We start from the raw sequence: 25,831 nt of genomic DNA, 5'->3' as shown, positions 1-25,831 counted from the left end.
AGGAGGAGGTTGTCCGGGACGCGAGACAAAGGACCGGAATGCCATTTTCCCCAAGCTCCGCGGTTGGTGCGGAACAGTGGGACTTTGACCGAAAACAACACAAGCTCATAGATACCAATTCGGGCTACCGCCCTGTTTCGGTTTCGTAAATCGGATTTCATCCGATGAGTGCGCAGGATTTAAAGCGCTGTTGTCACTCGTCTTTTCCAGATTTTGTGAGCTATCGACCGCCTGATTGGCATCAATGAGCGTTACCGTTCGCTTACGCAGTCTTAATCCGTCCGACTTAAGGGATCAGAAATTGTGGCGGTGCATCCAAGTAATATATTTCAAAAATCTAACTAAGTCTGCGGTCGTTGCAAAAACGGACCACGTCAATGAAATTTCAAATTGTAATAAAAAGTATATCGACGCTTACTATGCTTTAAGCCAGTCTTCGGCTCACCCGAGTCGGTCTACCGATTTCGGTCGATTTGGGCTATTGTCAGTCGCCAGGTGACCTCCACCTTAGGTTAGCTGATTAAACAGAAATGCCCGGAAATGTGCAAAACTGAGCACAAATACGGCACCCAATTTGGCCAAATTCCCACATTTGTGATAATTTTTAAAGTTTTTGCGGCAAAACTAACCCCTTTGGGCAATTTCCAAGTACGATCGCATGGATTAATATAGTTTTATATTAATTAAGAAGACTGCATAAACAGTCCTATCAGGGCACCGTGCTCATAAAAAACATTCCGGCAAAAAGCGGGTTAACACACATGGCTGCGAGCTTTGGGGGATGCACAAATGTACATCGCAAGCGTAAGAACAGGGGATGCTGAGGACAATCATAACATCATAAACTTGAGAGAGACTATCGTCGTACTGGCGGATGCCGATCTCTTTTCTGAATGCCTGGTGCAGACTTTAGGCACCAGATTTGCAGCATATGACATCATTAGCATTACCGACCCGAAGGCACTTCAGGGCAAAGTTCTGGAGGGCGTTAAACTGATCCTGCTGTACCATCTTCAATCTGAGGAAATGCAGGACACTTTACATGCAATAAGGGCGAATTCGCCCGGAATATCGATCGGGCTGGTCGTTGAAACGATCGATCTGCACGATCCATACGTGGCCAGACTTGTCGAAGGACGGAATATACACGGCGTTCTGCCGCTCAATCTGCGCCTCGACGTGTTCATGGCAGCGATCGACCTGCTGATGAAAGGTGGCGAACACTTCCCCTCGGCGCTTCTACGCCGGCTCTCTGGGGACACGCCGCATCTCAGTCAGCCGCTCTATCAGGCACAGACGCGTTTTGCCACGAGCCATAGACCCTATGAGGATGCTATCGCCATGCGCAACGGCAGTCTGCAGGCACTGACCACGCGCGAGGTCCAAATATTGGATCTCATCTGCAAGGGGACACAGAACAAGATCATAGCGGACCAGCTCAGCCTGTCCGAAAATACGGTCAAGGTTCACGTCCGCAACATCTACAAGAAAATGAATGTCCGCAATCGAACGGAAGCGGCCTCACGCTTCTTCAATTCGGACAACGGGCTGGATCGGGATCCATCGCGTCGCTGGAGAAACTGATCCACGGATAGGAATTGAGAGGGGACGGCCGTTCGCGACATCGTGGGCGGCCGTTTTCTGTCTTCACCGGTTCCGGGCCGAAATATCTTATCGCTCGAAACGAAGGCCCGACCCAGGCCGCCCCGTATTTCCACTGCCGTTGCGTTAATCCCGCCGCTTAGGTCACTCCTGAAAGCGGACTATATTCCATGCACGACGCAGCCAATATCTCACCTGTGAAATAGCTATTTAGTATAGTTTGCCTAATCATTCATCAGATTTCCGTTGACGTAGCGTAAAGTAGTTTTATCATTGTCTCATTCACCAAGTTAACGTCCGATTCGATACTGGTGAAAATTGTAAATATGCACGAATTGTTACTGTAAATAAATTTACGTTACTCCTCTCAATCAATGTATTTTAAGTACAGCATGCGGCCTATAGGAGCCGTTATTTGATACGGGGAGGGAGGTGTAGTGCGTAGATTTGTTCCCATGGATGGCGGTCCTTTCTCCTCAAAAGGGTTGCCATCCACCCTTACACATCAAGCTGAAACGGCTCTTGTCAGCGGCGCAACACCGCCACCCTCTCTTTCGTTCTGAAGGTGACACGATGGGCAAGATCCCTGCCGTCAAAGCCGCTGTAATCCACGCCATGCTTCAGCCTTCCGTCGAACCCGCCGATATTGGTCCGGCGACGGAGCGGGTGTTCGAAGGCAGGATGCGCTTTGCCAATCTGATCGGCATCACCGTCTGGACGGCAACCATGACCTTCTTCTGGCTGTGGTGGCTGCGCAGCGATCACATCATCGGCTGGCCATCCTATCTGCTGGTGACGCTCGTTCTTGCCTGGATCACCGGCTTGCCCGCCTATTTCATCGTCATCGTCCATGATGCGCGGCGGATGCCGCAAGCTGGCGGACCGTTGCCAGCAGGGCGCATCGCCATGGTCGTTACCAGAGCATCATCCGACCCTCTTTCCCTCGTGCAAACGACCTTGCGGGCAATGCTCGATCAAACGGGCTGCGATTTCGATGTCTGGTTGGCGGAGGAAAAACCCAGCCTGGAAATGATGAAATGGTGCATGGAACACGGCGTCTTCACCTCCACGACGCGCGGGAGCGCCGGGGCTGACGCTCCCGATCTTTCGCCGCATTGCAAGCAAGGCAATCTCAGGTCTTTCTACGATCACTTCGGCTATGAAAGATATGATTTCGTCGTGCAAATCGATGCCGGCCATGTGCCCGAAAGGATCTATCTCCGCGAAATTGTTCGGCCATTCCGCGATCCCTCCGTTGGCTATGTGTCGGCGCCGAGTATCTCAGACGCCGATGCGGCATCGAGCTGGGCGGCGAGGGGCAGGCTCTCTGCCGACGCCGGCATTCAGGGGGTGCTGCAGTCCGGCTACAACAATGGCTGGGCACCGCTCTGTATGGGCACGCACTATGCTGTGCGCACCGCGGCTTTGAAGGAAATCGGTGGCCCCGGGCCGGAACCGGCGGAAGATCTTTCGACGACACTGGCGATGAATGCCAGCGGCTGGCGCGGTACCCATGCGCTGGATGCGATCGCCCATGGCGACGGTCCGGCGACCTTCGCAGATCTCATGATGCAGGAATTTGACCGGTCGCGCAGCCGAATGACCACCCTGTTGCGGTATTCGACGGCCTATATGCCGAAACTGCCTGGATGGTTGAAATTCCAGTTGTTATTCTCCGAGCTTTGGTATCCGCTGTTTTCCTTGGGCTTGGCTATCATCTTCATGCTGCCGATCGTCGCGCTTCTGACCGGCCACAGCTTTGCCGATGTCACCTATCCCGCTTTCCTGCTGCATTTCCTGCCGATCGCTGGCGCGATGATCGCGATCGCTTTCATCTGGCGCGCCACCGGTGCATTCCGACCCGCCGATGCCAGGATCATAAGCTGGGAGAGCATGGCATTTCTGCTCCTGCGCTGGCCCTGGTCGCTGATGGGCTGCGCAGCCGCAATTCGCGATCGTCTCACGCGTTCTCCGAGCGATTCCCGCGTCGCGCCCGAGAGGATCGCAGAAGCACGTGCGCTGCCGCTTCGCGTCTTGGCGCCCTATATCGCGATCAGCCTTGCTTCCGCGCTGGCGATGGTCTTTGCTGCGGATCGGGAGGCTGCCCAAGGCCTCTTTATCTTTGCCGCGATCAATACGTTGATCTATGCGGCGCTGATCGGTCTGATCATCGCCCGGCATAGAACGGAAAGCATGCCTTCCCGTTAAGCGCTCGCCTAACCCCGCGAGCCTGCGACATCTTTGCGACACCTCCTGCGACATTTTTGACGATCTGCACAAGATCGTGCGTTGGCCCCTTGTATCGCATGCTTACTTACTATACGTGACAGCATTATAAGGTTGCTTATGAATAGCAGGCTTCTTATCCCATGAATTCGACACCAACTCTCGGCTTTCTCCTGCATGACGTTGCCCGGCTTCTTCGGAAGCGGTTCGAGCAGCGTGCGAAAGATATGGGACTGACGCGTTCGCAGTGGCAAACGCTCGCCTATCTCTCGAACAATGAAGGGATCCACCAGGCGGGTCTTGCCGAGATGTTGGAAATCGAGCCGATCACGCTGGTGCGCATCCTCGACAAGCTGGCCGAACGCGGCCTGGTCGAACGCCGCCAGCACCCGAACGATCGGCGAAGCTGGATGCTTTACATGCGCGAGGAAGCGCGGCCGTTGCTCGACACCATGCGCAGCATAGGCGACCAAACCCGCAAGGAGGCCCTGGATGGGGTCTCTTCCGAAGATCATGAGCGCCTTTATCAGTTGCTCACCCTTATGAAATCGAACCTGGTCCAGGCCTGCCGCGCAACGGTGGGCGACAAAGAGACAAATCATGGCTGACGCATCTTCTTCGCTTCGCGTTCCCGCAAACGTGAACTCCGCCAACGAACAGACCGCAATCGAGCAGAACCAAGCCGCAGTCGCCGAGGCGCCGTCTTCCAATCCCGCTCCGGCACCCGCCGCTGCCGGCACCGCCGCTCCGGTTGCTCCTCCCGAAAAGCCGCGCAAGCGCCGCAGCCCGACGCGGCCGATCCTCTTCGCGCTGCTGCCGGTCGCCCTTGTCATCGGCGGCTATTACTACGTCACCGGCGGGCAGATAATGTCCACCGACAATGCCTATATTCAGGCCGATATGGTCGGTGTTTCCACCGACGTTTCCGGCACGGTGATTTCGGTCGACGTGCATGAAAACGAGGTGGTGAAGAAGGGGCAGGTGCTCTTCCGCCTGAAGCCCGACTCCTTCCGTATTGCGCTGGAAGGCGCTGAGGCGCAGCTTGGCAATGCCCGCAACCAGATCCTGAACCTGCAGGCTAGCTACAAGCAATCGCTGGCGGAAATCGCCCAGGCGCAGGCCGATATTCCCTATTTCCAGACCGAATACGACCGCCAGCAGAACCTGATCAATAGCTCGGTCGCCTCCAAGGCCGCCTATGATCAGGCCAAGCACAATCTCGATGCGGCACAGCAAAAGGTCTCCGTCGCCCAGGCGCAGGCTGCAACCACGCTCGCGCAGCTCGGCGGCAATGCCGACCAGCCGGTGGAGCAGAATCCGGTTTACCTGCAGGCCAAGGCCGCCGTCGACAATGCGCAGCGTGAGCTTGACGACACGGTCGTGCGTGCACCCTTCGACGGTATTACCGCCAATGTTCCGTCGCTCCAGGTCGGCGCCTATCTGACGGCCGCACAGCAGGGCTTCTCGCTGGTCTCCACCACCCATATGTGGATCAATGCCAGCCCGAAGGAAACCGAGCTCACGCATGTCCGGCCCGGTCAGAAGGTCTCGATCTCGGTCGATGCCTATCCGGGCGTGACCTGGAAGGGCACCGTCGCCAGCATCTCGCCGGCCTCGGGCGCGAGCTTCTCGCTGCTGCCGGCGCAGAACACCACCGGCAACTGGGTCAAGGTCGTACAGCGGATTCCGATGATCGTCAGCATCGACGACATGCAGGGCAAGCCGCCGCTGCGTGTCGGCATGAGTGTCGTCGCCGATGTCGATACTGGCCATGCCCGTGGCCTGCCGGACTTCGTTGCAAACCTGTTGGGCCAATCCCACGGTCAGGACCATGAGTAACGCTGCTGCTGCTTCACCCTCCGGCCCGATCGCCAATCGCGGTGCCATTACCGCCTGCGTCATCCTGGCGGTCATCATGCAGGCGCTGGACACCACCATCGCCAACGTCGCTCTGCCCCATATCCAGGGTGACGTTTCAGCGAGCGCCGATCAAATCAACTGGGTTCTGACATCTTATATCGTCGCCGCCGCCATCATGACGCCGCCGTCGGGTTTTCTCTCGGCAAAATTCGGCCGCAAGCGCGTGCTGCTGGTGGCGATCGCCGGTTTCGTCGTCGCCTCCGTTCTCTGCGGCCTGGCGCAGTCGCTGAACCAGATCGTCGGCTTCCGCCTGCTGCAGGGCCTGTTCGGCGCAGCGCTCGTACCGCTGTCGCAGGGGATTCTTCTCGACATCTACAATGTCGAAGAGCGCGGCAAGGCCATGGCATTGTTCGGTGTCTCGGTCATGGTCGGTCCGGTGCTGGGGCCGGTCATCGGCGGCTGGCTGACGGACAATATGAGCTGGCGCTGGGTGTTCTATATCAATGTGCCGATCGGCGCGCTCGCCTTTGCCGGCATCGTCATCTACGTGACGGAAACCAAGCTCGACGCGCTCGCCAAGCTCGATCTCTTCGGCTTCAGCATGCTGTCAATCGCCATTGCCGCCCTGCAGCTTTTCCTCGATCGCGGCGAGCAGCTCGATTGGTTCTATTCAGGCGAAATCATCATCGAGGCTCTGGTTTGCGTCTGCGCTTTCTATCTCTTCCTGGTGCATACGTTTACGGCGGAACGGTCCTTCGTGAACCCGCGATTGTTCCTGGACCAGAATTTCGCCGTCAGCATGCTGTTCATTTTCGTCGTCGGCGTCACCTATCTGGCGTCGCTGGCGCTGATGACGCCCTATCTGCAGACGCTGATGGGCTACCCGGTCGTCACCGCCGGCATCGTCATGGGTCCGCGCGGGCTCGGCACGATGCTGTGCATGTTCGTCGTCGGGCGGCTGATCGGCAAGGTGGATACGCGCTGGCTGCTGTTCTTTGGCCTCGCCCTGACCGCTTGGGCGATGTACGACATGACCGGCTGGACGCCAGATGTTTCGCAATGGACGCTGATTTCAGTCGGTTTCGTCCAGGGGGCGGGGCTCGGCTTCCTGTTCGTGCCGTTAACGACGATCGCCTTTGCGACGCTGCCTGCGCAGATGCGCGGCGAGGGTACCGGCCTCTACAACCTCTCGCGTAACATCGGCTCGAGCGTCGGCATCTCTGTCGTCTCGGCGCTGATCACCGAAAATACCCAGGTCAACCACTCGACTATCGCCGCCTATGTGACGCCGTTCAACCGCTATTTCGATGCCACGGCCGCGCAAGCCATCAGCCCCGTGACCGCTGTCGGCCGCGCAGCACTCGACGGCGTGATTACCACGCAGGCGACGATCATCGCTTATATGGACGATTTCAAACTGCTGATGCTGATGTCGATCTTCGCCATGCCGTTGCTTTTGCTGCTGCGCAAGCCCAAGGCGCCGCCGGCCGTCGACCACAGCATCGCGATGGAGTAGCTGCGTAGTCTTTCCAGTTTCACTACGCGGCAGCATGACCGCCGGGCTCCACCCCGGCGGTCTTTTTCAGAGCAATTTCAGGAAAAGTGCGCAGCGGTTTTTCGTCCGAAATTGCGTGGCGCTCTAAGGAAACCGGCGGCTGACGAAGCGTGAGCCGGCGGCGCCGAAGCGCCATAGCGGATCGACATTTTTAGTAATCCCGATCCGCTTGCCTGCGACCACCGGCACCGGCTCGGCCAAGATGAACTCGAAAGGCGAGGCGTCCAGCGCCAGGCCGTTCAGGCTGATATCCACGCCCAAGGCCTGCGTCAGCTTTCCCGGGCCATTGCAGAGATCGACAAAGTCGGCAACACCGCGCCGCCGGACCATGTCCGCGATGCCGCTTTCCGGCTCCAATGCCCGGATGAGCACGGCGCTGGCGCCTTGGCAGACGAAATTCAGGCACCAGTGAATGCCGTAGGAGCGGTAGATATAGACCCGGCCCGCCGGCCCAAACATCGCCGCCGTGCGCGCCGTCGGTCCGCGAAAGCTATGGGATGCCTCATCATCCGGCCGATAGGCCTCCGTCTCGACGATTCGCCCGCCGGCACCGGCGACCGCGAGGCGCGCGCCGATGAGATCGGACGCTACGGTGACCGCATCGCGGGAGAAAAAGGCGGTGAGGGCGGGGCCAGCCAAAGGCTTGGGGCCGATTGATAAGGGCTGGTCGTCAGGCGTCATGGGCGAGGGCGGTGTCCACTGGTTATTCGAAGCCGAATCTTGCGAAGCTCTCGTCTCGATAATCCCTTTCGCTGAAATCATAGCCGGATGGGATTTCAGCGCATCGATCTGTATCATTTCTTTACGCGGGTTCAGAAACGAAATGTTCTCTGATAGGGAAGGGAGGTTGTGAGACTCGGACTGGAAGAAAATGGCTGCGCGGGATCGATATTCAAGAAAGCTCGAATGCTCTCAGTGTGGCAATAGCGGCTTCGCCGAGGTTTCGGAGGATGACAATCCGCGCCGTGAAAACCCCGGCTTTCTCGTGGACGAAATGCCGGCGGGCTTTTTCGACGAGCGCAAATCGAACGATCCGGCGAAATACATGATCCGCTGCCGCTGCGGCAGTGTCTTCCCATTCAAGCGCAAATCTCACTACGCGCCCGGCGGCGAGCCGAGGGCATAGGGCCCATTGCCTGGCTGCGCCAATTCGTTCGGTGCGGAGTTCAATCAGGCCGGTTGACGCTCCGGCCCGAATAGCTGTAAAGCCAGCCGACCACATTTACTGAGGCAATGCGCTTCAGCGACAGGAAGAGTGTCCGAGTGGTTTAAGGAACCGGTCTTGAAAACCGGCGTGCGGGAAACCGTACCGTGGGTTCGAATCCCACCTCTTCCGCCATCTCTCTCATCTAAATATTTGGAAATTATAGAATTTTTTCGATAAGCGTTGTGACGCTTATATGTTTCTTGCACCTGCACAGCTTTCCCTTCCGTCGCCGAGCAAGCCCTTGCCAAGGCAAGTTAAAATGGCGCAGCACGCACCCGTGCCCGATAAAGATACAATCTCCCATCTTCGATGACCCCGAGCAGCGCCGGCCAGTTAGCGCTCTGTTGGATCTCCTCCAGATCGCCCAGTCTGAGCGGTCTCCGCCCTCAACCGCTTTCAGTTCTTGCCCTCACCGGCCCGTTGCAGCTTCTCCAAAACTTGGTCGAGCGAGAAACTACCCGGCTTCTGCCGTGGCGGGAAGTCCACGTAGGTTTGCAAGTGCTGGGCCACGAAGGCCTGCGCCGGCACGAGGAGATATGTCCGGTCGAGGCGCCAGAAGTCGTATTCGCTCGCTTCATGTTCTGCGCGTTCGAAAGGATCAGCGCGCAGATCGAAAATCTTCGGCAGCCGCAAGGTGTCAAACGGCTCTTGCCACACGTCGAACCCTTCGGCCCGCTGTTCCATGAACAGAACCTTCCAGCGGTCATAGCGAATGGCGGCGAGATTTCCGTCGTCAGTCCAGAAGAAGTACTCCTTGCGCTTGCTCGGGCCGGTTCCGGCCAAGAGCTCGCGCTGATCGTAGCCGTCGAGATGGACCTTGAAGGTTTTGCCAGCCGCATCATAGCCGGTCAAAAGCTTTTGACTTACCTCGGGCTCGCCGGCAGCGGCCACGAGCGTTGGCACCCAATCTTCATGGGACACGATGTCGTTGATCTCGGTGCCTGGCTTAATGACGCCCGGCCAGCGCATCGCGCCTGGAACGCGGTAGCCGCCCTCCCAGCTTGTATTCTTCTCACCGTGGAACGGTGTGGTGCCGCCGTCCGGCCATGAGAATTCTTCTGCGCCGTTGTCGGTGGTCCACAGCACAATCGTATTGTCGGCGATGCCGAGGTCGTCGAGCTGCTTGAGAAGCTGGCCAACCATTCCGTCGAGCTCCGTCATTCCATCTGCCTCAAGGCCAAGGCCTGTCTTGCCGCTAGTCTCAGGTTTGAGGTGCGTGTGGATGTGCATGCGCGTCGAGTTGAACCAGCACAAGAACGGTTTGCCAGCCTTGTGCTGCCGGTCAACGAAGTCCATCGCAGCCGTCAGGAATTCCTCGTCGACGGTCTCCATGCGCTTCTTATTCAGCGGGCCGGTGTCCTCGATCCTCTGCTTTCCCACCCGGCCGAAGCGCGGATCCTCGGTCGGATCGTCCGTTTCGGTGGCAACGCATTTCAGCACGCCACGCGGTCCGAACTTCGCCTTGAAATCCGGGCTCTTCGGATAGTCGATATTCTCCGGCTCCTCCTCGGCATTGAGGTGATAAAGGTTGCCGAAAAACTCGTCGAAGCCGTGGACCGTAGGCAGAAACTCGTTGCGATCGCCGAGGTGGTTCTTGCCGAACTGGCCGGTGGCGTAGCCCTGCGGCTTGAGCAATTCGGCGAGTGTCGGGTCCTTGTCCGACAACCCTTCCTTTGCCGCCGGCAACCCGACCTTGAGCAAGCCCGTGCGGAAACAACTCTGGCCGGTGATGAAGGCGGCGCGTCCGGCTGTGCAGGATTGTTGGGCGTAGAGGTCGGTGAAGATCGCGCCCTCCTTGGCGATGCGATCGATATTGGGCGTGCGATAGCCCATCATGCCGCGATTGTAGGCGCTTATGTTCCAGTAGCCGATGTCGTCGCCGAAGATGACAAGGATGTTCGGCTTACCACCGGCTGGCTGCGCCGACGCAGTCCGGACGCCTTGCGCCGATGAGAGCGCCGCCGTGGCTGCTACGAGCGCGGTGCCGCCGAGTAAGACGGTACGCCGGCTAATGCCTTCGGGGACTTTTGTGTCTGGGCTGTTGGGATGTTCTGCCGTGTTCATGGTTTCCTCCCTCTCGCATGGTCCCAATCTCGCAGTGCACGTCCATGCGAGTAGATGAGATGCGAGAAAGACGTAAAATGGAAGTACGTTACAGTAACAACAGCTCAGACTTGGGAATACGCCGCCATGTCTGCATTGGCCGATGCAAGCAAGCTGCAGATCCTGCGTCTTTTGAGAGGATGGCAAGCCAATTACCGTCAAAAAAGTGCCAAGGCATGTCACAATCAGACCCCATCCCTTGTCATCTCCTTCGCAACACCATGTTCGAAGGAGATGACAATGACCCGGCAGCGTATCGCAATCGTCTATCATAGCGGCTATGGGCACACGGGCCGGCAGGCGGAAGCCGTGAAGGCGGGGGTTGATGAGGTCGAGGGCGTCGAGGCCCTGCTGCTCACGGTGGACAAGGTGGATCGCCACTGGGATGATCTCAATGCCGCGCAGGCAATCATCTTCGGGTCGCCAACCTATATGGGCGCGGTTTCCGCGTCGTTTAAAGCGTTCCAGGAGGCAACGTCGAATGCCGTTCTCGCCAAGGGTTATCTGTGGAAGGACAAGATCGCGGCCGGCTTCACCACCTCAGGGTCACGGTCCGGTGACAAGCTCTCGACGTTGATGCAGATGGTGGTCTTTGCGGCACAGCACGGAATGCATTGGGTTGGTCTCGATCTTCCGCCGGCGAACTGCTCTTCAACCGGCTCCGAAGAGGATATGAACCGTCTCGGCTTCTGGGTAGGTGCGGCGGCACAGGCGAACACGGATGAGGGCCCGGAGACCGCGCCGCCAGCATCCGATCTCGCTACAGCGCGCTATCTCGGGCGGCGTGTGGCGCTGACGACGCTGCAGTTCGTTCGCGGACGCCAAGCCGCGCCCCTCCAATACGCTCTGGCCGCCCATGAGTGAAACGCCCTCCGACCCGATCTTTTCCGAGCTGCGTCCGCGCCTCGTCCGGCTTGCCTATCGAATGCTCGGATCCGTGGCGGATGCGGAGGATATCGTGCAGGATGCTTCGCTGCGCTGGCTGGCGACTGATCGTGCATCGGTGCGTGAGCCGGCTGCGTTTCTTCGCACCATCGTCACCAGACTTTGCCTCAACGAGCTGAAATCGGCGCGTCGCCGCCGGGAGTCCTATGTGGGATCCTGGCTGCCAGAGCCCATCTTCGATCCGGAGGACGGCGATGCCGCTGATGATATCACCTTGCCCCTGATGCTGGCGCTGGAGCGTCTGTCGCCTCTGGAGCGTGCCGCCTTTCTCCTGCATGACGTGTTCGGCATGGATTTCGATGACGTTGCCTCGGCGATCGGCCGCGAAGCTCCCGCTTGCCGCAAGCTCGCAAGCCGGGCGAGGGCGCATGTTGCCGAGACCCGACCACGCTTTGCCGTCGGCAGAGAGCAGGGGCTGAAGCTTGCCACAGCCTTCTTTACGGCGTCGAGAACGGGAGACATGGCGGCTCTTCAAGCCTTGCTTGCCGAGGATGTCGTTGTCTATGCCGATGGCGGCGGCAAGGTACCGACATCGCGGCGGCCACACATCGGTCTCGCGGCCGTCATGCTGCTCCATGAGCAGTTGGCGCGAATTTTCCGCACGCAACCGTCGCAACTGATCCACTATGCCGTCATCGATGGCTTGCCAGGTTTCGTAACGGTAGAAGGCGGCAACGTCGCGCAGACGACCGCTCTACACATCGAGCAGGAAAAGATCGTTGCCATTTATTGCACGCGCAACCCGGACAAGCTGCAGCACATCATCGGCGCCATGGCTCATTAATAGTTGCACTTATCGGTCGATCGGCAACGAAACTGGCATCAAATGCGACCGCAGAAGCTGCCGCATTTTAACCATTCATTAACCATAATTTTCGGAAATACCCACATTCGCTCAAATCCGATCGCAAATTCGACAACATGCAATCATGATTAAAGTACCGTTAGGTGATTGAGGCGTAGCAGGATACCGGTTGAGGGATATGCCGGTGCATGCCTTGCCATAGTAATTTGATTAACGGCGTGGGACAGATGAAATTCGATAATCGTGCGGTGACATACGCAACGGGTATGCGTTGGTTTGCTCTCTCTCTGATGTGCGCCACCGTTACCGCCTGCGGAACCTCTCAGCAGGTTGCGACGAAGCGTCAGCATGGCAAGGAATATTTCTCCGAAAAAGAATACGGCGTTAAGGCGAGCCCGCGCGTTGCCTTCAATGGACCGATCCCGAAGGGCGGCGGTCGTTTCATGGTCGGCAATCCCTACGAGGTCAAGGGCCAATGGTATTATCCCAAGGAAGATTATGCCTATAACAAGGTCGGCATCGCCTCCTGGTACGGCTCGGCCTTTCACGGACGCCTGACCGCAAACGGCGAAGTCTATGACCAGCAGGCGCTCACCGCCGCCCATCCGACCTTTCCGCTGCCGAGCTATGCGCGCGTCACCAATGTCGAAACCGGTTCCTCCATCATCGTGCGCGTGAACGATCGCGGCCCTTATCATCCCGGCCGCATCATCGACCTTTCCAACAAGACGGCGCAGCTCCTCGATCTGCAGCATAGCGGCACCGGCGACGTGCGCGTGCAATATGTCGGCCGCGCCCGCATGGACGGCCACGACGATCCCTATCTGATGGCCTCCTACATTCCGAAGGGCTCGCGCCTGCCGAGCATCAATCCCGGCGGCCAGATCGCAACGGGCGTAATGGTCGCTTCGAATGGCCGCATTACCGCCGACCAACTGCCGGATTCGGACAATATCCGCCAGCCCAGCCGCCAGCAGCGCAGCTTCAACACCGCGAGTGCTGCGCCGGCGCTTGCGCCGATCCCGCAGCAATCGCCTTATTCGGCAACCGCCTTTGCCGGCTCCACGCCGACAGCGTCCTATAGTGGCAACAAGCGCAACAATCCGCCGCCGATGACCTGGAACGGCGGCGCCATGCCGTCGGTCGATCCTGCCGAGCCAACGCTGGTCGTATTGCCTACTATTGGCCCCATTCCCTACGAGCGTCCGGATTTCGCACCGGGCATGGCGAGCCTTGATGCGCCGTCGCTCGCCTCCACGGTCGCTGCCTACCAGGAAGCACCGGTCAAGACAGTCTACGTCAATCTCGCTTTCGACGCTGTCATGGTGCGCAATGACGGGCTGACGCAGGAGTCGATCCTCTCCGCCTATCACCGTCAGCATCAAGCTCAAACGCAAGTCGAATAATCGGCGTCATTGCCTGAATCTTCACCCCTGGGCTAATATGATTTCGGGGTCGAACGGATTGGGGAGCCGGCATGTTGAGACGCCTGTTTTTCGCGTTTTCCTTCTTCCTTATCGGAATTGAGTGCCTGCCGGCCGTCGCCCAACAGGCGCCGGCGCCGGCTTTCGACACCAAGGCCGCGCAGGCCTTCATGATCGAAGCCTCCACCGGCACGATCCTGCTTGCCAAGGATGAGAATCAACCGATTTCCCCGGCCTCGCTTGCGAAGCTAATGACCATGGATGTCGTCTTCGATGCAGTCGGGCGAGGGGAGATTTCGCTTGATACGGAATATCCCGTTTCCGAAAACGCCTGGCGCAAGGGCGGTGCACCGTCGCGTGCATCGACCATGTTCGCCGCCCTGAAATCGCGCGTGCGCGTCGGCGATCTGATCCAGGGCGTCGCCGTGCAGCAGGCCAATGACGGCTGCATGATCCTTGCCGAAGGCATGTCCGTGAATGAAAAGGAATTCGCCCGGCGCATGACGGCGCATGCGCGCGAGATCGGCATGCCGAGAGCGGTCTTTACCAATTCGACCGGCCTTCCGGACCCTGACGACCCCAATGACGGCAGCAAGATTTCGGTGCACGAGCTGGTGACGCTGGCACAGGACCTGCAGGAGAAACACGCCGATCTCTACAAATATTTCGGCCAGGCGGATTTTACCTGGAACAAGATCTACCAGCGCAACCGCAATCCGCTGCTCCCCCTGAACATCGGCGTCGACGGCCTCGGCACCGGCTTTACCGAGGGCGAGGGCTATTCGATCGTCGCCTCCATCCAGCGCGGCGGCCGACGGCTGTTCCTGGCGCTCGGCGGCTTGAAAACGGACAAGGAACGCACCGAGGAAACCCGCCGCGTGCTGGAATGGGGCCTCAGCAACTTCAAGAGCCAGCGCATCTTTGCCGATGGCGAGGTGATCGGCGACGCCAGCGTCTATGGCGGCGCGGAGTCGACGGTCGGCCTCATCGCCAAGGTACCGGTCGATGTCTATGTGCCGCTCAACAATCCCGACCGCCTGTCGGCCCGCATCGTCTATCGGTGGCCGCTGACGGCACCGGTCGCCGTCGGCTACGAAGCGGGAACGCTCCGCGTCTTTTCCGGCGCACGGCTGTTGCGCGAATTGCCCCTCTATACAAAGGATGCCGTCGCCCAGGGAACGCTCAGCAGCCGCGCTTTCGATGCTTTCATGGAGCTGACGGAATCGCTGCTGTTCTCCTGGCTTTGGGACACCCCGACGTCGACTTGATTGTTTCCCGCCTCGTGAATTCCCTTGTTTACAGCCTATATAGAATGTCAGGCTCAGATGCTTTGCGTGGTTTCACGAGCGCGCATCTTGAGTTAAACAGGGCACACGTCACGCTACGGCAAAAATGCGGAAAACAAGTGCAGGACATGATCATTGGCTGATGCAACCGGATTGTTCGTGAGCTTTGAAGGCGGGGAAGGGGCCGGTAAATCGACCCAGATTCGCCGCCTGGCGGAACGGTTGCGCGGGCTCGGTCATGACGTCCTGGTGACGCGCGAACCGGGCGGCTCGCCGGGGGCGGAGGCCGTACGCCATGTGCTGCTTTCGGGCGCGGCGGAAATGTTCGGCACGCGCATGGAGGCGATCCTGTTCGCCGCGGCACGCAACGATCATGTCGAAGAGGTCATCCGCCCGGCGCTTGCGCGCGGCACGATCGTGCTTTGCGACCGCTTCATGGATTCCTCGCGCGTTTATCAGGGCATAACAGGAAATCTCGAACCTGATTTCATCGAGGCGCTGCAGCGTGTCGCGGTCAACGGCGTGGTGCCGGACTGTACGCTGATCCTTGATATTCCCGCCAAAATCGGCCTGGAGCGGGCCCGCAAGCGTGCTTCGGCCAGTGCCGCACCGGATCGCTTCGAAAAAGAAGAAATGCAGACGCATGAGAAGCGTCGGGAAGCCTTTCTCGATATTGCCGCGCGCGATCCGGGCCGTTGTCACGTCATCGATGCGCAGCGCTCCGAAGATGCCATTGCCAATGAAATTGCCAGCATAGTCGAAGAACGGCTGACATCGGCAGACGATATGCCGTCCATCAGACCGGAAGTGGCGCAATGAGCGAAGATCGGCCAGGGGTTCTCGATGGTGCGATTCCGCCCCAGGATAACACCCGTCTCTTCGGCCACGAGGAGGCGGAAGCCTTCCTGTCGCAATCCTATCGCTCGGGCAAAGGTCACCATGCCGTCCTGATCGAGGGGCCAGAAGGCATCGGCAAGGCAACGCTTGCCTTTCGTTTTGCCAATCATGTTCTGTCTCATCCCGACCCCGCCATGGCGCCGGAAATGATCGGCGACCCCGATCCGGCTTCCGCCATCAGTCGGCAGATTTCCGGCGGTGCCTCGCACAATCTCTTGCATCTTGCCCGTCCCGTCGACGACAAGACCGGAAAGGTAAAGTCTGCGATCACTGTCGATGAGGTGCGCCGCGCCGGCAAGTTCTTCTCACAGACCTCCGGCACGGGCAATTGGCGTATCGTCATCATCGATCCGGCCGATGATCTCAATCGAAGCGCTGCCAATGCCATATTGAAGATCCTCGAGGAGCCACCGAAGCGGGCACTGTTCCTCGTGCTGTCGCACGCGCCGGGCAAGCTGCTGCCGACCATCCGCTCGCGCTGCCTGCCACTGAGGCTGACGCCGCTGAGCGACGATGCTCTAGGGAACGCGCTTGCGCATCTTGGTATCAGCCTGTCGCCGGGGCAGGGTGCGGACCTGCTTGCCGCGGCCAAGGGGAGCGTCGGCGAGGCTCTGAAACTGCTGAACTATGGCGGTGGCGAAATCGTTGCGGCCTACGAGCAGGTCATCTCAACGGATGGGCCTGCGGCGCGCCGGGCAATGCATCGCCTCGCCGATGCCTTGTCGGCGAAGGAAAGCGACACGATCTTCGGATTCTTCGTGTCCCATATCGGCGACGACATCATGGCGCGGGCGAGGGCGGCGGCGCTGGAGGGACGCCTCACTGTGGCCGAAAGACTCGCTCGCCTCTATTCTGACGTCACCGAGCGGCTCACCGTATCGCAGGCCTACAATCTCGATCGCAAGCAGACGATCATCACGATTCTCGGCGAGCTCAAGCAGCAGCTTTCCATTTAGGGAAAGAGTAATTTCCAGGCGACGATCATCAAGGTGACGGCAAGCACCGTCCTGATTATCCGTTCGTGCAAACGCGGCGCCAGCAGGCTGCCGGCAACGATGCCGGGAACCGAGCCGAGCAGCAGTGCAAACAGCATCGTCCAGTTAATCTCGCCGATGAACCAGTAACCCATGCCGCCGATCAATGTCAGCGGTACGGCATGGACGATATCCGAGCCGACGATCTCGCGCACATCGAGATGCGGATAGAGCACCAGCAGCACGGTGACGCCGAGCGCGCCGGCGCCGACGGAGGTCATGGTGACGAGGGTGCCGAGCACAAAGCCAAGGACGAGCGTCAGCAGCGCGATGCTACGCGGCGAAAGCGTCCCGCGCTCGCCTCGCCATTTCCGGATGGCGCTCAGCACCTGGCCGCGAAAGATCAGCATCAACGACGTCAGAAACAGGAGACAGCCCAGGGACACCGTGATCGTATGGGCAACCGCCGGACTCTCGCGATTGACGCCCGCCATGATCCACAGCATCGCAAGCGCGGCGGGCACACTTCCGGAGGCGAGCAAGCCCACCACTTTCCAGTTCACCCGCCCGTGCATGCCATGAACCGCGGTGCCCGCGGTCTTGGTGATCGCGGCATAAAGGAGGTCCGTGCCAACGGCGGTGGCCGGATGCACACCGAACAACAGAACCAGCAATGGCGTCATCAACGACCCGCCACCGACGCCGGTGATACCCACCAGCATGCCGACGAAGAAACCGGAAAAGGAATAAAGGGGTTGAAACGCGGCCGGAAAAATCAAAGCCACGGCCCCTTCAAGCCGTTGGACAGGCTATTAAAAATGGAAATAGTATTCACGGCGGTCCCTGTCCTGCGCTTTTGTTTTCTGAAGGGGTAAAGCCGGGGCTGGATCGAGTCAAGCGAGGACGTCCACGGAACGTGGAATGCTGCGAGCGCGAAACTTGGTGTTTCACTCCCAGCAAACATGCGCTAAAGCGAGCGAGTGCAAGAATAACAATGACGAAACCGTAAACCGGACCATTGCCTGATATGACCGACAAGACCCCGTTCTACATCACCACTGCGATCGCTTACCCCAACGGCAAGCCGCATATCGGCCATGCCTATGAGCTGATTGCCACCGACGCCATGGCGCGCTTCCAGCGGCTGGACGGGCTCGATGTCTTTTTCCTGACCGGCACGGACGAACACGGCCAGAAGATGCAGCAGACGGCGCGCGCCGAAGGCCTGACGGCACAGCAGCTAGCCGACCGCAATTCGGACGAGTTCCAGGCCATGGGCAAGCTGCTCAATGCCTCGAATGACGACTTCATCCGCACGACGCAGGCCCGCCATCACGAGACCTCGCAGAACATCTGGAACCTGATGGCCGATGCCGGCGACATCTACAAGGATTCCTATGCCGGCTGGTATTCGGTGCGCGACGAGGCCTATTACCAGGAAAATGAGACCGAGCTTCGCGCCGATGGCGTCCGTTACGGGCCTCAGGGCACGCCGGTAGAATGGGTGCAGGAGGAGAGCTACTTCTTCAAGCTCTCGGAATACCAAGACCGACTGCTGAAGCACTACGAGGAGAACCCCGATTTCATCGGTCCGGCCGAGCGCCGCAACGAGGTGATCTCTTTCGTCAAATCAGGCCTCAAGGACCTGTCGATTTCACGCACGACGTTCGACTGGGGCATCAAGGTGCCGAACGATCCCGCCCATGTCATGTATGTCTGGGTCGATGCACTGACGAACTACATCACGGCGACCGGCTATATCGAGGACCGGAACAATCCGCGGGCGAAATACTGGCCGGCCGATGTGCACATCATCGGCAAGGACATCATCCGCTTTCACGCCGTCTACTGGCCGGCTTTCCTGATGTCGGCCAAGCTGCCGCTGCCGAAGCGCGTCTATGCCCATGGCTTCCTGCTCAACAAGGGCGAGAAGATGTCGAAGTCGCTCGGCAACGTCGTCGATCCGGTCAATCTGGTGAACCATTTCGGCCTCGACCAGGTGCGCTATTTCTTCCTGCGCGAAGTCTCCTTCGGCCAGGACGGCAGCTACAGCGAAGAGGCGATCGGCACCCGCATCAACTCCGATCTTGCCAACGGCATCGGCAATCTCGCCAGCCGGTCGCTCTCGATGATCGTCAAGAATTGCGACGGCAAGATCCCAGAATGCGGAGAGCTGACCGACGTGGACAAGGCGCTGCTGGCGCAGGCCGATGCGCTGCTGGCCTCCACGCGCGAGGACATGGGCAAGCAGCTCATCCACCGCGCGCTGGCTTCGATCATCGCCGTCGTCTCCGAAAGCGACCGCTATTTCGCCGGCCAAGAGCCTTGGGCACTGAAGAAGACCGATCCGGCTCGCATGGCGACCGTGCTCTACGTTACCGCCGATGTCGTCCGCCAGATCGGCATTCTCTTGCAGCCCTTCATGCCGGAGTCTTCTGCCAAGCTGCTGGATCTGATCGCTATTCCCGCCGACAAGCGCGATTTCGCGGCGCTCGGCGAGGCCGGCCGCCTTATCCCCGGAACGCCCTTGGAAGCGCCCAAGCCCGTCTTCCCGCGCTATGTGGCGCCGGAAGTCGAATAAGGTTTTTCTACTGCCATGTTGATCGATACGCATTGCCATCTGGATTTTGCCGACTTCGCGGAGGAACGCGACGCGATCGTCGCGCGCGCCCATGAGGTTGGCGTCAAGCAGATGGTCACCATCTCGACCAAGGTCAGAAAGCTCGATGGATTGCTTGCGATAACAGAGCGCTATCCCTCGGTTTTCTGCTCGGTCGGCACGCATCCGAACAGCGCCGACCAGGAACTGGATATCCAGACGGAAGACCTTGTGCGGCTGGCAAACCAGCACGAGAAGATCGTCGCGATCGGCGAGGCGGGTCTCGATTATTTCTACGATACCGTCAAGCCGGAAGATCAGAAGACCGGCTTCCTGCGCCACATCGCGGCCGCACGCGAAACGAAGCTGCCGCTGGTCATTCACAGCCGCAGCGCCGATGAGGACATGGCCGCGATCCTGACCGAGGAAACAGGGAAGGGGGCCTTCCCCTTCATCCTGCATTGCTTCTCCTCCGGCCCGGCCCTCGCCCGCACCGGCGTCGAGCTTGGCGGCTATATTTCCTTCTCCGGTATTCTGACCTTCCCGAAATCGGAAGAGCTGCGCGAGATCGCCAAAACGATCCCGCATGACCGGCTGCTGGTCGAGACGGATGCGCCATACCTTGCGCCGAAGCGCTGGCGCGGCAAACGCAATGAGCCATCCTACGTCGTCAACACAGCCGAGGTGCTGGCGGATACGATCGGCGTCAGCATGGACGAGATCGCAGAGATCACCACCCAGAATGCGTTCCGCTGCTTCTCCCGCATGACGAGGGTCTGACGGCGTGACACACCGGCGGCGCTTCACCATATTGGGCTGCTCGTCGTCGCCGGGGGTGCCGCGCATTACCGGCGATTGGGGCGCCTGCGACCCGAAGAATCCGAAAAACCGGCGCACGCGTGCTGCCTTCATGATCGAGCAGATCGCGCCGGATGGCGGCATCACCACCGTCGTCGTCGATACCGGCCCGGATTTTCGCGAGCAGATGATCCGCGCTGGCGTCGGCTCTGTCGATGCGGTGCTCTATACGCACGCCCATGCCGACCATATTCACGGCATCGACGACCTGCGTGGTTTCTTCCACAATTCGCATGAGCGCATTCCGATCTATGCCGATCAGCCGACCATGGACCGCATCCGCGAGGGCTTCGGCTATTGTCTGGAGACGCCGCCAGGCAGTAACTATCCGCCGATCGTCCGGCCGATCATCATCGAAAGCCTGGACAAGAGTTTCACGGTCGAAGGGCCGGGCGGTCCGATCAGCTTCTGGCCGCACAGGCAGCAGCACGGCGACATCCACTCGCTTGGCTTTCGCATCGGCAGCCTTGCTTATTGCAGCGATATCAGCGACTTCCCAGCGGAATCTGTCGAGAGAGTTCAAGATCTCGACGTCCTGATCATCGATGCGCTGCAATACCGGCCGCATCCAAGCCATCTCTCGCTGGAACAATCGCTCGCCTGGATCGAACGGCTGCAGCCACGCCGCGCGATCCTGACGCATATGCACACACCACTCGACTACGCGACCGTGCTTGCGGAAACACCTGAGAATGTCGAGCCGGCTTACGACCAGATGCGGATCGAACTCGATGTGGAGGATGATGATCTATGAGCGAGGACAGCAAAAAGCTTTCAAGTCTGGAACGCGTCGAACAGGCGGCCCGCGATCTCGGCCTCGACATCGTCATCAAGCGCATGGAGCAATCGACCCGCACAGCCGAAGAAGCGGCCAAGGCGGCCGGCTGCGCCGTCGGCCAGATCGTCAAATCGCTGGTCTTCGTCAATGCGGAGACCCACGGCCTGACGCTGCTCCTTGTTTCCGGCGCCCACAATGCCGATACGGCATATATCGCGACCACTTGCGGGCTGCGCCTCAAGCGCGCCGACATCGACCGCGTCCGCGACGAAACCGGCTTCGCCATCGGCGGCGTCGGCCCGATCGGCCATCGTGTGAAGCTGCCGGTTTTCATCGACGAAAGCCTGTTGGGCTACGACCAGGTTTGGTGCGCAGCAGGACGGCCAGACAGCATCTTTGCTTGCGATCCCAAAACCTTGGCCGAGAAGACCGGAGCCCAGATCATCCGCGTAAAGGCGGCTTGAGGCGAGTTCAGCTCACTCGCCTGATATCGATTTTTGTTCCATAATCTATCTTATCTGACTTTCGTTTGTAGCTGGGAACGTTCCAGTTCGAACTGCAACAACGTTCTTCCCTCCTTAGCTTGCCGCCGCCGCAGAAATTCAGAAATTTCGCAGCGGCGCCGCACTATGACTTATCGCGCGGCGCGTGCCAGCCCGTGCGCCACAAGCCGGTCGATGGTCTCCGCATAGCTGATGCCGCTCGCCGCCATGGCTTTGGAATACATGCTGATATCGGTGAAACCGGGAATCGTGTTGATCTCGTTGACGAGAAACTGCATGTCCGCGGTCACGAAGAAATCGACGCGCGCCATGCCATCGCAGCCAACCGCCCGGAAGGCATTGCCTGCCGTCTCGCGGAGCCGGCGCTCGATCTCCTCCGGCAGCTCAGCCGGCACTTTCAAAGCCGCGCCGTTCTCGTCGATATATTTTGCGTCGTAGCTATAAAAACCATGACTTTCTGCCGGCACGATTTCGCCAGGACGCGAAACGAAGAGATTGCCTGCTGTATCCTCCAGCACGCTGCATTCGATCTCGCGGCCTCGGATGAACTCCTCCGCAAGCAGCTTGCGGTCATGCTTGAAGCCTTCCGCGAGCGCTGCTTCATATTCACTGGCCGTCATAACCTTGCTGACGCCGACCGACGATCCCTGACGCGCCGGCTTGATGAACACGGGCAGTCCGAGCATGCGTTCGAGATCGGCGAAGGAAGGCGCGCCGGTCTCGTGAATGGTGACTCCTCGCGCCGTAGCCAGACCTGCTTGGTTCAGCAGCCGCTTGGCGATGTCCTTGTCCAGCGCAACCGCCGAACCGAGGATACCGCATCCGACAAGCGGCACCCGGGCGACTTCGGCAAGCCCCTGGGACGAGCCATCCTCGCCATGCGGCCCATGCAGGACGGGAAACAGGATATCGATCTTCGGCAGGTCGCGGGGGCTATCGCCAGCCGGAATCGCGATCATCCGTCCGCGCCCACCGGGCACAAGACAGACTTCTGTCCCGCTCTCCGGCGTCGACAGTTTGCCGTCCTCGAAAGAGCTCAGGAGCCACTTTCCCTCGCGGGTGACGAAGATGGGCACGGCATCGTATTTGGCCGGCTGCAGGGCACGCATGACATTCGTCGCAGACAGCACCGAGACGTCGTGCTCGGCGGAACGCCCACCAAAAAGCACGGCGATGCGCAGTTTCGAGGATGCCGCGGCGTCTGTCATAAATGTTCTCCGGAATGGTTCGGGTTGCGAGGTCGGGAGCCAATCGCAACGCCACGATTGGCGAAAATGCGGTGGCGAGCTGCATCCTCATCTCCGATGTTTCCGGCTGAAGTACGGCAAAGTCCGCCATGCCCGACGGACGCGGGTATGGCGGGATGGTGCTATCATCTGCAGGCTATTCCAAGCTCTGACGGCGCCGGATCTCGGCCTCAGACGGGGCCTGCTGGGCAAAGGAACCGGTCTTGACGTCACCGGCTGGCTCGTAAGTCGCCATGATGACGCCGCTCGGGAAGGATTGCGAGCGGATGAGTTTCAGCGCGGCCGGAACCGTTCCCTCGGCGAACAGCTTTTTGCCCTTGCCAAGCAGCACAGGGAAGGTCAGCACCGTATATTCGTCGATCAATCCGTGACGAAGCAGGGTCTGAATAAGGTTGCCGCTCCCCTGGATCAGGAGATCCGGCCCCTCGCCTTTCTTAAGCTCGGTCAGCGCTGCCGTAACGTCAGTTCCGAGCGATTGGCTGTTGTTCCAATCAAGCCTGATATCGCCGCGGGTCGCAACATATTTGGTGACCTTGTTGAACAACACGCCGATAGAGTCATCTTCGCCGGCATAGGGCCAATAAGCAGCAAAGATATCGTAGGTCTTGCGGCCAAGCAGCAGGTCGAAGGGCTTGCCGAATATCTGGCCCAGGGCTGAACCCGTCGCTTCGTCGAAATAGGGAAACGTCCAGCCACCGAACCGAAATCCGCCGGTCGGATCCTCCTCCGGAGCGCCCGGCGCCTGCATGACCCCGTCGAGGCTGATGAATGTGGCTGCGATGATCCTGCGCATGATGTCCTCCTTGAGTTTGGGTTTGTCGATCCGAGGACGTTTCTCTCCAGGTGAAACCGACAGACGCTTGAAATTTTTGTCCGAAGCTTTTCAGGTCCGAGCTCGAATTGCGCCGCGCGACACAGTCGAATACCGCCCATCGCCGAACACGCAATCTAACGCCCAGGTGGCACTTGTGACCATTTGACTCTTGAATGACGGTCCGGAATCGGCGACATTCGTCCTACCAATATTCCCTTTGCGATCCGAACCCGATTTCGGGCCCGCCTCGTTCAAAAATGCCTGGATAAGAGCGTGAGCAGCGATTCATCAAGAAGCGCGGCGAAGCCATTGGCTTCGTTGGCGCATGTCAATGCGGCTGGTTGGGGTCGGGGTCTCTCCACCATCGTGCGGATCACGCATATGACGCTGCGCCATCCCTGGCAGACCGGCTTGGCGATCGGCGCAACATTCGTTGCGGCGACGCTGCAGCTCTCGATCCCGCGCCTGCTCGGCCGCGCGGTCGATCAAACACAAACGGTGGTTGCCGGCGGCGCGGCCGGCCAGCTCGCGGAAAATGCATTGTTGACGACCGCCCTACTCCTGCTGATCGTCAGCATCCTGCGCGGCCTTTTCACGATGGTGCAGAACTATTTCAGCGAAGCCGTCGGACACCACATGGGCTACGAGCTGCGGCTCGCCTGCTATGAAAAGATCCAGCAGCTCTCCTTCAGCTTCCACGACAATGTGCATTCCGGCGATCTGATTACCGTCGGCCTGCTCGATCTCGAAGGCGTGCGCATGTATTTTTCGACGGCGCTGGTGCGCATGGTGCTACTCACCATGCTGATCGGCGTCGGCGCCTACATGCTGCTGTCGACCGATGTCCTGCTCGGGCTCCTGGCGCTGAGCTTCGTGCCCTTCGTTGCCTGGCGTTCCTCCGTGACACAGCTCAGATTGCGTTCGACTTGGCTCGAACTGCAGGAACGGCTATCGGTGCTGACCCGCGTGATGGAGGAAAACCTCGGCGGCATTCGTGTCGTGCGCGCCTTCGCGGCGCAGGCCCACGAACTGATGAAGTTCGATAGGGCCTCGCACAATGCGCTCACCCTTGCTCACAAACGCGTCGGTATCCGCGTCGTCAATACCAGCGCCATGAACTTCTCCTTTTTCGCCGCCATGGGCCTCGTGCTCTGGGTTGGCGGCACCAAGGTGATTGCGGGCGAGATCAGTGTCGGCACCCTCGCCTCGTTCCTGACCTTCATGACCATTCTGCAGATGCCGGTGCGCCAGCTCGGCCTGATGGTCAACGCGTTTGCCCGCGCATCGACCTGCGGCTCGCGGCTGTTCGCCCTGCTCGACCTCGACATCGCCATCAAAGATGCGCCGGACGCCAAGCCGCTTGCCGTTACGGACGGCGTTCTGCGCTTCGAAAGTGTCGGCTTCACCTATCCCGGCTCGGAAAACCGCCCCATCCTCAGGAATGTCAGCTTCGAGGCGAAGCGCGGCGAAACGATCGGCATTGTCGGCCCGCCCGGCAGCGGCAAATCCACCATCGCGCATCTGATCCCGCGCTTCTATGACGTCACATCCGGACGGATCACGATCGACGGCCAGGATATCCGCAAGGCGACGTTGCAGTCGCTGCGCCAGTCGGTGGCCGTCGTGCAGCAGGATTCCTTCCTGTTCACGACCAGCATCGAAAATAATATCGCCTACGGCGATCCCTGGGCGAAGGAACAGCGCATCGAGCGCGCCGCCGAATCCGCCCAACTGCACAACTATATTCTCGGCCTGCCGGCCGGCTATACCACCGTCGTCGGCGAACGCGGCGTGTCGCTTTCCGGCGGCCAGCGCCAGCGTTTGACGATCGCCCGCACGTTGATGCTGAAGCTAGCGGTGATGGTGTTCGATGATTCGACCGCTGCCATTGACGCCGCAACCGAGCAACGCATCCGCAGCGCCATGAAGCGGTTTGCCCGCGATCGGGTGACCCTCGTTGTCGCCCATCGCCTGAGTTCGCTGATGCATGCCGACCAGATCCTGTTTGTCGAAGACGGTGAGATCGTCGAGCGTGGAACCCACGAGCAGCTCCTTGCTGCCGGTGGGCGGTACAAGGCGCTGTACGACCTGCAGGTCCGCCCGGACAGCGATGTCTCCAGGGTCGTAGCGGCGAAAAGGGAGGCCTGA

Annotated in this window: 22 protein-coding genes and 1 tRNA gene; 18 read left to right on the top strand and 5 right to left on the bottom strand. The window is 59.6% G+C overall.

What is annotated here, in order from left to right; translation table 11 throughout:
• Window positions 1-789: 789 nt before the first annotated feature.
• From N2601_RS06930 to N2601_RS06910, 5 genes are all read left to right on the top strand, one after another.
• Window positions 790-1,584: a helix-turn-helix transcriptional regulator gene (locus N2601_RS06930; protein ID WP_104823113.1), complete on the top strand. Its 795-nt coding sequence runs from the start codon at window positions 790-792 to the stop codon at window positions 1,582-1,584.
• 591 nt (window positions 1,585-2,175) lie between these two features.
• Window positions 2,176-3,810 carry a glycosyltransferase family 2 protein gene (locus N2601_RS06925; RefSeq protein ID WP_245463958.1) on the top strand — a complete coding sequence of 545 codons (1,635 nt, stop codon included), beginning with the start codon at window positions 2,176-2,178 and terminating at the stop codon, window positions 3,808-3,810.
• A 161-nt stretch (window positions 3,811-3,971) separates the two neighbouring features.
• A complete protein-coding gene (locus tag N2601_RS06920) occupies window positions 3,972-4,436 on the top strand; it encodes a MarR family winged helix-turn-helix transcriptional regulator (RefSeq protein ID WP_104823112.1) in 465 nt (154 codons plus the stop codon).
• The gene (locus tag N2601_RS06915; RefSeq protein WP_104823111.1) at window positions 4,429-5,667 is read left to right on the top strand and encodes an HlyD family secretion protein; all 1,239 of its coding nucleotides are present in this window, start codon (window positions 4,429-4,431) and stop codon (window positions 5,665-5,667) included. The genes N2601_RS06920 and N2601_RS06915 overlap by 8 nt, the downstream gene beginning before the upstream one ends.
• A complete protein-coding gene (locus N2601_RS06910) occupies window positions 5,660-7,204 on the top strand; it encodes a DHA2 family efflux MFS transporter permease subunit (RefSeq protein WP_104823110.1) in 1,545 nt (514 codons plus the stop codon). Before N2601_RS06915 ends, N2601_RS06910 begins: the two co-directional genes overlap by 8 nt.
• 123 nt (window positions 7,205-7,327) lie before the next feature.
• Here N2601_RS06910 and N2601_RS06905 read toward each other — a convergent pair whose 3' ends face one another.
• A complete protein-coding gene (locus N2601_RS06905; RefSeq protein ID WP_104825097.1) occupies window positions 7,328-7,924 on the bottom strand; it encodes a DNA-3-methyladenine glycosylase in 597 nt (198 codons plus the stop codon).
• Between the two features lie 190 nt (window positions 7,925-8,114).
• Here N2601_RS06905 and N2601_RS06900 point away from each other — a divergent pair, with 190 nt between their 5' ends.
• Both N2601_RS06900 and N2601_RS06895 read left to right on the top strand, forming a co-directional pair.
• Entirely contained in the window at window positions 8,115-8,369 is a 255-nt protein-coding gene (locus tag N2601_RS06900; protein WP_104823109.1) for a hypothetical protein, read from the top strand.
• A gap of 123 nt (window positions 8,370-8,492) precedes the next feature.
• Window positions 8,493-8,582: transfer RNA gene (locus N2601_RS06895), tRNA-Ser, on the top strand.
• Between the two features lie 264 nt (window positions 8,583-8,846).
• On the opposite strand, the gene N2601_RS06890 is transcribed toward N2601_RS06895, so the two are convergent.
• Window positions 8,847-10,514 (bottom strand): arylsulfatase, encoded by a 1,668-nt coding sequence (locus N2601_RS06890; RefSeq protein ID WP_104823085.1) that lies wholly within the window; start codon window positions 10,512-10,514, stop codon window positions 8,847-8,849.
• Between the two features lie 279 nt (window positions 10,515-10,793).
• Between N2601_RS06890 and N2601_RS06885 the strand changes: the two genes are divergently transcribed.
• The 6 genes from N2601_RS06885 to N2601_RS06860 all read left to right on the top strand — a co-directional run bounded on the left by N2601_RS06885 (window position 10,794) and on the right by N2601_RS06860 (window position 16,866).
• On the top strand, window positions 10,794-11,417 hold the full coding sequence (locus N2601_RS06885) for a flavodoxin family protein (protein WP_104823084.1): 624 nt from the start codon (window positions 10,794-10,796) through the stop codon (window positions 11,415-11,417).
• Window positions 11,410-12,282 carry a sigma-70 family RNA polymerase sigma factor gene (locus tag N2601_RS06880; protein ID WP_104823083.1) on the top strand — a complete coding sequence of 291 codons (873 nt, stop codon included), beginning with the start codon at window positions 11,410-11,412 and terminating at the stop codon, window positions 12,280-12,282. Before N2601_RS06885 ends, N2601_RS06880 begins: the two co-directional genes overlap by 8 nt.
• Before the next feature lie 248 nt (window positions 12,283-12,530).
• On the top strand, window positions 12,531-13,709 hold the full coding sequence (locus N2601_RS06875; RefSeq protein ID WP_104823082.1) for a septal ring lytic transglycosylase RlpA family protein: 1,179 nt from the start codon (window positions 12,531-12,533) through the stop codon (window positions 13,707-13,709).
• A gap of 71 nt (window positions 13,710-13,780) precedes the next feature.
• On the top strand, window positions 13,781-14,995 hold the full coding sequence (locus tag N2601_RS06870) for a D-alanyl-D-alanine carboxypeptidase family protein (protein ID WP_104823081.1): 1,215 nt from the start codon (window positions 13,781-13,783) through the stop codon (window positions 14,993-14,995).
• Between the two features lie 153 nt (window positions 14,996-15,148).
• Window positions 15,149-15,832, top strand: coding sequence for a dTMP kinase (gene tmk / locus N2601_RS06865; protein WP_104823080.1), 684 nt, complete (start codon window positions 15,149-15,151; stop codon window positions 15,830-15,832).
• Window positions 15,829-16,866 carry a DNA polymerase III subunit delta' gene (locus tag N2601_RS06860; RefSeq protein ID WP_104823079.1) on the top strand — a complete coding sequence of 346 codons (1,038 nt, stop codon included), beginning with the start codon at window positions 15,829-15,831 and terminating at the stop codon, window positions 16,864-16,866. The genes tmk and N2601_RS06860 overlap by 4 nt, the downstream gene beginning before the upstream one ends.
• Here the strand turns inward: N2601_RS06860 and N2601_RS06855 are convergent.
• Window positions 16,863-17,606, bottom strand: coding sequence for a sulfite exporter TauE/SafE family protein (locus tag N2601_RS06855; RefSeq protein WP_445945006.1), 744 nt, complete (start codon window positions 17,604-17,606; stop codon window positions 16,863-16,865). The genes N2601_RS06860 and N2601_RS06855 overlap by 4 nt on opposite strands.
• Window positions 17,607-17,911: 305 nt before the next feature.
• On the opposite strand from N2601_RS06855, the gene metG reads away from it, so the two are divergent.
• From metG to N2601_RS06835, 4 genes are read left to right on the top strand one after another with little or no spacing between them, the layout of a single operon-like run.
• Entirely contained in the window at window positions 17,912-19,465 is a 1,554-nt protein-coding gene (metG, locus tag N2601_RS06850; protein ID WP_104823078.1) for a methionine--tRNA ligase, read from the top strand.
• 15 nt (window positions 19,466-19,480) lie between these two features.
• The gene (locus tag N2601_RS06845; RefSeq protein WP_104823077.1) at window positions 19,481-20,263 is read left to right on the top strand and encodes a TatD family hydrolase; all 783 of its coding nucleotides are present in this window, start codon (window positions 19,481-19,483) and stop codon (window positions 20,261-20,263) included.
• Between the two features lie 4 nt (window positions 20,264-20,267).
• Window positions 20,268-21,095 (top strand): MBL fold metallo-hydrolase, encoded by an 828-nt coding sequence (locus tag N2601_RS06840; protein WP_104823076.1) that lies wholly within the window; start codon window positions 20,268-20,270, stop codon window positions 21,093-21,095.
• A complete protein-coding gene (locus tag N2601_RS06835) occupies window positions 21,092-21,583 on the top strand; it encodes a YbaK/EbsC family protein (protein WP_104823075.1) in 492 nt (163 codons plus the stop codon). Before N2601_RS06840 ends, N2601_RS06835 begins: the two co-directional genes overlap by 4 nt.
• Window positions 21,584-21,753: 170 nt before the next feature.
• Here N2601_RS06835 and N2601_RS06830 read toward each other — a convergent pair whose 3' ends face one another.
• Complete coding sequence (locus tag N2601_RS06830) at window positions 21,754-22,830, bottom strand: D-alanine--D-alanine ligase family protein (RefSeq protein ID WP_260303861.1); 1,077 nt, start codon at window positions 22,828-22,830, stop codon at window positions 21,754-21,756.
• 175 nt (window positions 22,831-23,005) lie between these two features.
• Complete coding sequence (locus N2601_RS06825) at window positions 23,006-23,662, bottom strand: dihydrofolate reductase family protein (protein ID WP_104823070.1); 657 nt, start codon at window positions 23,660-23,662, stop codon at window positions 23,006-23,008.
• A 294-nt stretch (window positions 23,663-23,956) separates the two neighbouring features.
• On the opposite strand from N2601_RS06825, the gene N2601_RS06820 reads away from it, so the two are divergent.
• On the top strand, window positions 23,957-25,831 hold the full coding sequence (locus tag N2601_RS06820) for an ABC transporter ATP-binding protein (RefSeq protein ID WP_104823069.1): 1,875 nt from the start codon (window positions 23,957-23,959) through the stop codon (window positions 25,829-25,831).

Origin of the sequence: Rhizobium sp. CB3060 (genome assembly GCF_025200735.1) — a bacterium.
GTDB lineage: Bacteria > Pseudomonadota > Alphaproteobacteria > Rhizobiales > Rhizobiaceae > Rhizobium.
The sequence above is the reverse complement of the archived record's forward strand: the minus strand, read 5'-3'. Positions and strand labels throughout refer to the sequence as shown.